6 protein-coding genes are annotated in these 6957 nt (G+C 75.6%); 1 reads left to right on the top strand and 5 read right to left on the bottom strand.

All coding sequences use genetic code 11. The features are described 5' to 3' along the window. Positions 1-65 precede the first annotated feature (65 nt). The gene (locus ACFU5F_RS14040) at positions 66-422 is read right to left on the bottom strand and encodes a hypothetical protein (protein ID WP_383886560.1); all 357 of its coding nucleotides are present in this window, start codon (positions 420-422) and stop codon (positions 66-68) included. A gap of 177 nt (positions 423-599) precedes the next feature. Next, positions 600-1370 carry a hypothetical protein gene (locus tag ACFU5F_RS14035; protein WP_383886558.1) on the bottom strand — a complete coding sequence of 257 codons (771 nt, stop codon included), beginning with the start codon at positions 1368-1370 and terminating at the stop codon, positions 600-602. 534 nt (positions 1371-1904) lie between these two features. On the opposite strand from ACFU5F_RS14035, the gene ACFU5F_RS14030 reads away from it, so the two are divergent. Next, positions 1905-2561, top strand: coding sequence for a transglycosylase family protein (locus ACFU5F_RS14030; protein ID WP_383886556.1), 657 nt, complete (start codon positions 1905-1907; stop codon positions 2559-2561). A gap of 17 nt (positions 2562-2578) precedes the next feature. Here the strand turns inward: ACFU5F_RS14030 and ACFU5F_RS14025 are convergent, their stop codons facing one another. Genes ACFU5F_RS14025 through ACFU5F_RS14015 form a run of 3 tightly spaced genes read right to left on the bottom strand, consistent with a single transcriptional unit; the run spans position 2579 to position 6869 of the window. After that, positions 2579-3223 (bottom strand): ABC transporter ATP-binding protein, encoded by a 645-nt coding sequence (locus tag ACFU5F_RS14025; protein WP_383886554.1) that lies wholly within the window; start codon positions 3221-3223, stop codon positions 2579-2581. After that, complete coding sequence (locus ACFU5F_RS14020; protein WP_383886552.1) at positions 3220-6339, bottom strand: ATP-binding cassette domain-containing protein; 3120 nt, start codon at positions 6337-6339, stop codon at positions 3220-3222. Before ACFU5F_RS14020 ends, ACFU5F_RS14025 begins: the two co-directional genes overlap by 4 nt. Next, complete coding sequence (locus ACFU5F_RS14015; RefSeq protein WP_383886550.1) at positions 6339-6869, bottom strand: hypothetical protein; 531 nt, start codon at positions 6867-6869, stop codon at positions 6339-6341. Before ACFU5F_RS14015 ends, ACFU5F_RS14020 begins: the two co-directional genes overlap by 1 nt. Positions 6870-6957 lie beyond the last annotated feature (88 nt).

The following is a 6957-nucleotide window of genomic DNA, read 5'->3' as shown; positions in this document are numbered from 1 at the left end:
CGTCCGACCTTCGGGCAGCCGCCCTCCTCATGTGTCCCTGCGCGCCGCCTCGCGTCTCCGCGTGGTCACAGACCCCGGCGCGGGTTCGGGGGCAGGGGCGACGGGATGTGGTGCATTCCCGTCTGTCCCGTGGGGATGCGCCCGACCGGCTGCCACACGGCCGTCGTGCCGGACGTGTGACCGGGCTGGGTCTCGCGCTGGGTGGCGAGGTGCCCCGCCGCGTGCCGGGCGCCGTACGAACCGGAGGTGTACGACCCGGTGGTGCGTGGTCCGCCGGAGCCGTGCGACAGGGTGCCGAAGCCCGTGAACCCCAGATCCTCCTCCCCGTGCCGGTCGCCCGGCAGGGTCCGGTAGCTCCTGACCCACTCCGCGTAGAGCGTGTCGTAGATGGGCGTGGCCGAAGGGTCCTGGGTCGGCCGCATGGACGGGATCGACTGGTAGGACGGGCGGCGGGGAGCGTCGTATGCGTGCACGCCTGTGCCAACGACCCCGCCCCGGAAGGGATGCGCTGCCTCAACCATTCAGCCTCCGGGAAGTCGGGCTCCGGGAAGGGATCACACCCCGAGGGGCGGGTCGTCGGGCTCCGGCGGGCGGTGGGCTCAGGTGCCGGCCAGCGGCAGGGTCGCCGCCACCAGCTTGCCGTTCGCCGCGGCCTTGTCGAGCGCGTCCCGCAGCAGGTCCTCCCGCGGCTGCCGCCCGATCGACCCCACCGGCGCGGCGAACATGAGGACCTGCTGGTGCTTGTTGGCGGCGGCCCGCCACGCGTCGGCGACCTGCAGGGCCTGGTGGGCCTGCCACCACGCGACCGGCGAACCACCGGTGGTGCCCGGCTGCAGGATGGCGTGCAGCTGCCCCATGGCGAGCAGGACCGACCAGCCGTGCAGCACGGGCGGCACGGAGTCGATCTGGGGGAGCGGCATGAAGCCCTGCTCGATGAGCAGCGGCAGGAAGTCGTCGCCGGCACCGGTGGTGCCGGGGCGGGCGATGGGGGCGGTCGGTTCGACGACCAGCGCCGGGTGCAGCTCGCCGCTGAGCAGGATCAGTCCGCTGGTGACGCCGAGCACGGCCTGCTCGGGCGCGGCCTGGGCCGGGCTGTCCCCGGCGATGGAACGGGCGGCGCCCTGCAACTGCTCCTCGGTGACCTGGACGACCTGGGAGGGCAGACAGGTGGAGTGGGCGAAGGCGAGCACGGCTGTCTCGTCGCCCACGAAGAGGACGGTGCTGGTGCGCTCCTGCTCGGAGTCGCCGGGGGTGCGGCACGACGTGCAGTCGTAGCCGCCGGGGGCGTTCTCTCCGGCGAGCAGCCGGTCGGCCTCTTCGTCGCCGATCTCGGCGCGTACCTCGTCGCTGACGTCGAGCATGCGCGGCACGGTGGCTCCTCGGGATGCGGTGCGTGTCGGTGCCGGGTGGCGCCCGGCCCATGAGCACGGAGGTTCCGGCTCATGCAGAAGACAACGGGCGATCTGTGGCCGGAGTCACGCCCGACGACGAACGGAATCGAACCAACCGCAGCGCAGGGTGAATCTCTGGGCGGAATCGGTCACTCCGCGCCAACTTCCGGGAGGTCCGGGGAAGTTGATCCGGTGAGGTGGGTCACAGGTCAACGGGTCACTTGGTCGACATATCCGGAAATCAGGGAATGAATTGGGTGGCTTGATCTGGCCGCTACTTGCGGTAACGGTGAACTGGCCTCGCAGGACAAGCGATTGCTTGCTGACAGCTCGTCAATCTCCCTACATTCCCGGCCGTGTGCAACGAGCACCGCTCGGGTACGTCCGCCGGCCGCGCAGAGCCAGACAGCGCGCAGCACCACCTCCGGCGGACGGGGCGGAGCGCGACACCCGCGTCCATGCGCGGGAAGCGCCCCGCTCCGGGGGACCCCGGGTCCGTGGAGAGGGATCTTCATGTCCGAATGTGCCGATACCACGCGCGGCAGCTCTCGCAGGACGCGTACGACGGCGGTCCTCGCCGGGGCGGCGCTGCTCGCCCCGCTGGGACTCCTGGCCCTGACCGGCACCGCCTCGGCGGCCGACAGCGGGGTGTGGGACCGCATCGCCAAGTGCGAGAGCGGCGGCGACTGGCACATCAACACCGGCAACGGCTACTACGGCGGCCTCCAGTTCGCCGCCTCCACCTGGCGCGCCTACGGGGGCACCGCCTACGCGGCGACCGCCGACCGGGCCTCCCGGTCCCAGCAGATCGCGGTCGCCACCAAGGTCCAGCGGGCCCAGGGCTGGGGAGCGTGGCCCACCTGCTCCCGCCGTGCCGGGGCGACCGGCAGCGCACCCGGCGCGCCCTCCGCCGACGCCGCCACCACCGGACCGACCCGGCGAGCCGCTCCCGCGCGGCCGGAGAAGTCCGCCGGGCAGGCCCCGTCACGTCCCCTCGGCCACGCGGACCGGGGCTCGTCCCGCGGCGACTACACCGTCCGGCAGGGCGACACGCTGAACGGCATCGCCGCCCGGCACGGAACCACCTGGCGGCAGGTCTACGCCGCCAACCGGGCCGTCATCGGGGGCGACCCCGACCTGATCGTGCCGGGCCAGCGGCTCGACCTCTGAGCCGTCCGCCGGGCCCGTCAGGGGAGTTCGGCCGCCTCGCCGCCGAAGACCACCGTCCCGCGCCGCAGTTCGTACACGAGGACGCCCGGCACGTCCCGCAGCCCCGGCGGCAGGCGCTGCTCGGCGACGACCACACAGGCGTCGAGGCGGCCCAGCAGCGCGTACGTGTGCGCCGCGACCGCCGGTGACATGCCCTGGGAGGGTTCGTCGACGAGCACGACCCGCAGCGCGGGCACCGAGAGGGCACGGGCGAGGGCGAGCATGCGCTGCTCTCCCCCGGAGAGGGTGCCGGCGCGGCGGGGGAGCAGGGGCCCGAGCCGCGGATAGGCGTCCAGGGCGTACGAGAGGTCCGGCGTGGCCAGTTCCAGGTTCTCGCGCACGGTGAGCGAACCGAAGACGGCCCGCCGCTCGGGGACGAGGACGAGGCCCCGCCGGGCCCGCTCGTACGCCGGTGTCCGGGTGATGTCGGTCCCGTCCCACACCACGGCGCCGCCGGCGAGCGGGACCGTGCCGGCGAGGGCTCGCAGCGCCGTCGTCCGGCCGGAGCCGTTGCGGCCCAGCAGGACGGTGAGGCCGGGGCCCGGGGCGGCGAGGGTGATGCCGTGCAGGGCCTCCAGGGGGCCGTAGCGGACGCGGACGTGGCGCAGGGAGAGGAGGGTCACCGGTCCACCGCCGGATCGAGCGGGCCGTGCGGGCCCGGTGCGCGCAGGACGTGGCCGGCGGGGCCGGAGGTGACGATCCGGCCCGCCGCCATGACGTGCACGACGTCCGCGATGTCCGCGACGAGGTCCAGGTCGTGCTCGACGACCAGCAGGGCCGTACCGTCGTCGGCGAGGGCGCGCAGCACCCGGGCGAGGGCGGCCACCTCGGCCGTGTCGAGCCCGGCGGCGGGCTCGTCCAGCAGCAGCACACGGGGACTCCCGGCGAGGGCCCGAGCCAACTCGACCCGCCGCAGCGTGCCCGTCGGCAGCCCGGCCGCCGGCTCCGTCCGTACCGCGCCGTCCAGCCCGAACAGCCGCAACGCCCGCTCCACGGCCGCGGGATCCGCGACACGCCCCTGCTCGGCGCCCACCCGTACGTTCTCCGCCACGGTCAACGACGGGAAGACGGCGAGGTGTTGGAACGTCCGGGCGATGCCGAGCCGCGTGCGCGCGTGCGCCGGAAGCCGCGTGATGTCCCGCTCGCCGAGCCGCACCCGCCCCTGCGCCGGCCGCAGCGTCCCGGCGAGACAGTGGAAGAGGGTGCTCTTCCCGGCCCCGTTGGGTCCCACCACCGCACTGACCCGCCCCGGGAGGACGTCGAGGTCGACACCGTCGAGGGCGGTGAAGCCGCCGTAACCGACGCGGAGGTGGCGGGCCTGCAGGAGGAGGGCCGGGGGCGGGGCGGCCTTATGGGCTCGGGGCTGCACGGGTTCGGTGCCGGTGCCGGTGCCGGTGCCGGTCTCGGACGGGGACGGAGGCGGTTGGCGCGGAGTGCCGGGTCGCTCCCCGTGGCGAGCTGTGGGCCCGGGCTCGCCCGACCCTTCCGGCGACTCTCTCGCGCCGGCGGAAGGGTCGGTTTCGGTCCCGGCCGGTCCGGCGGCGCGGGCGGTGCCGGGCGTGTTCCTGGTGTGCGGCGGCTGTGGCGGCTGTGCCGCGTCGGATCCGCCCCGGCCCGCCTCGGCCGTACGTGGCTCGCCTTGGCTCGCCTCCGGCGCGTGCGGTGTGTCCGGGGCCGTTCCTGTCGCGTCGGGCTCGTTCCCGGCCGGTTTCTCGGCGCGGACCGCGCCGGGCTCGTTCCCGGCCCGTGGCAGCAGCGGAGCATCGGGCCCGCCTCGGTCTGCCTCGGTGGTGCTCGGCGCGCCGCGGTCCGCCTCTGCCGTGCACGGCCCGCCCCCGGCCGCCGTCGTCGCACCCAGGCCCGCCCTCGCGGCACCCCCGCCGCTCGCCCTGTTCGCCCGGACCCGCTGCCGGGCCCGTACCCCGGTCGGCGTCAGTGCGTGCCGGCCGCCAGGCCCGGGACGCAGTCGCGCCAGCGCCTCGTGGGGACCGCCGGGGAAACGGCCCACCAGGGCCGCCAGGAGGCCGATGAGCGCCGCCGCCACGCCGCCCTTCGTCCCCGCGTCCAGGCCCACCAGGAGGGCGGCCGCCGCGAGGGCGCCGAGCGTGCTGTCGGCGCCCAGGACGACGATCGCGGCGAACCAGAGGAGGCCGCGGACGGGGTCGTAGGCGGTGGGGTCGAAGGCGCGGACGCCCATGGCGAGCATGCCGCCGCCGAGGGCGGCCAGCGCGGCGCCCGTCACGAACATGGCCAGCTTCAGCGACGGCACCCGCACACCCGCCGCCGAAGCGCCCGACTCGTGGTCCCGCAGGGCGGAGAGGGCCCGACCGGTGCGGCCCCGGCGCAGGGCGTGGGTGGCCAGCAGGGCCAGGGAGAGCAGGATCAGCTCCAGGACGTAGTAGGCGCGGTCCCCCTCGAAGCCCGTGGGACGGGTCGGGGCCGGACCCGAGGTCGCGTAGGGCTGGGCGAGGACGAAGCGGCTGACGCCGACGCCCACGGCGAACGTGGCGAGGGCCAGCGCCAGACCGTGGCGGCGGATGGCCGGACCGCCGGTCAGCAGACCGAGCGGGGCCACCAGGAGGACGGCGGCCAGGAGAGCGGCCGGCTCGGGGAGCGCCGGGAGGAGGGGGAAGCGGCCTGCCGACAGCAGGGTCGTGAGGAGCGCGCCCAGGCCCGCGTACGCCGCCTGACCGAGGGAGATCTGGCCGCCCCGGCCCGTCACCACCACCAGGGAGAGCAGGACCACGCCCAGCGCCGGGACCTGGACGGCGGTGCGCAGGTCCTCGCCCGCGAAGCCCAGCGGGATCAGGAACAGCGCGAGGGCCACGATCCAGGCGCCGGCGGGGGTGCGGGCCCTCGGGGCAGCCGTGCGGGGCAGCGCGTCGCTGGTCCCCACACCGGGCAGGACGAGGGCCGCGACCAGCAGGGCGACCACGAAGAGGTTGGCGCTCACGGCCTGGAGCAGCGGCTCCGCCGGGCCCGACGGGTGGAACCGGGTCAGCTGGCTCTGGGCGACCCCGATGCCGAGCGCGACCAGCACGGCCACCGGGAGACTGCGCATCCGGGCGGCGACCGCCACGGCGAGCACCTCCATCACCAGCAGCGGCATGCCGTACGGGTCGAGGCGGACGTAGGGCGCCAGGAGCACCCCCGTCAGGCCCGCCGTGAAGGAGCCGAACGCCCAGCCCGCGGCGGCCACCCGGTCCGCGTCGACGCCACCGAGGACGGCGAGGGAGCGGTCGTCCACGACGGCCCGCAGTTCCCGGCCGAAGCGCGTCCGGCGGGTGACCACGCCCACGGCCACCGCGACCGCCACGGCCACCGCCAACGGGCCCCACGGGTCGCCCGGCACCAGCGTCGGCGCGTCGTCCCGCGCCCCCTGCCCCCACACCAGCACGGCCCCGCCGACGAGGAGGACGAAGACGCCGATCGAGGCGACCAGCGTCCGGGCCGGGTCGCCGCCGAGCACGGCGAGCGGGCGGAAGACGAGGCGTTCCAGGGCCAGGCCGAGGGCGGGGGCGGCCAGCAGCAGGGTCACGAGGGCACCGAGCCAGAGCGGCCACCCCCACTCCACGGTGCACTGGCGCAGCAGATACGCGCACACCATCGCGATCGCCCCGTGCGCGAAGTTGAGCACGCCGGTCGCCCGGTAGGTGACGATCAGGCCGATTCCGGTGAGGGCCGCCGCGCTGCCGACCGACAGCCCGGCCAGCGTGAGCTCGTACGTCAGCGAGGCCATCAGCTCTCCGGGGGCCCTGCGGGGCCGCCTGCGCCCGGTGCCTCGCAGATCGGGCAGGGGCGCAGTTCACCGCTCGCCAGGACCCGTGAGTCCACCGGCACCGCCTCCGCCTTCCCCGCCACCAGCGGGCAGTCCGCGCGGTGCCAGAGGGTGCCGCCGGGCACCATCAGCAGCCTGCCGCTGGTGGCGAGCGGCGCGGTGGCCGCCTGCCCGGCCGCCTCGGCCTCGGCGCCGAACGGTTCGGGGGCGACCAGCAGGCCGTACAACTCCTCGACGCGCGAGGCGGCCAGGGCGTCCCGGCCGTGGGCGAGGAGGACCGCGCCCGCGATGATCAGCGCGGCGCCGGGGACCGTGCAGGAGGCCAGGTAGGGGAGCTGACGTTCGGCGAAGCGCTCGCCGGAGACCCCGTACCAGCCGACGACGCACAGCACCGCGCCCCCTGCGAGCGCGGCCCAGCCGGCCCAGCCGGCCCAGCCGGCCCAGGCGGCCCGGAGGACGGGGTACGCGGTGCGCGGTCGGGCTGTCCGCATCAGGGCCTCCACACGTCGTGTGTCTGTCCATCTCAGCCGATGGCTTGCACTATGCCCCCTGCAACCTGACCCTGAAAGCACCGGGCGC

Source organism: Streptomyces sp. NPDC057438 (assembly GCF_042802995.1).
Lineage (GTDB): Bacteria > Actinomycetota > Actinomycetes > Streptomycetales > Streptomycetaceae > Streptomyces.
Note: the sequence above shows the minus strand (reverse complement) of the source record. Positions and strands in the feature narration are given on the sequence as shown.

Excerpts from the sequence above, each read along its gene's own strand:
- ACFU5F_RS14040 (WP_383886560.1), bottom strand. The coding sequence starts at position 422 with ATGCGGCCGACCCAGGACCCTTCGGCCACGCCCATCTACGACACGCTC.
- ACFU5F_RS14030 (WP_383886556.1), top strand. The coding sequence starts at position 1,905 with ATGTCCGAATGTGCCGATACCACGCGCGGCAGCTCTCGCAGGACGCGT.
- ACFU5F_RS14020 (WP_383886552.1), bottom strand. The coding sequence starts at position 6,339 with ATGGCCTCGCTGACGTACGAGCTCACGCTGGCCGGGCTGTCGGTCGGC.
- ACFU5F_RS14015 (WP_383886550.1), bottom strand. The coding sequence starts at position 6,869 with ATGCGGACAGCCCGACCGCGCACCGCGTACCCCGTCCTCCGGGCCGCC.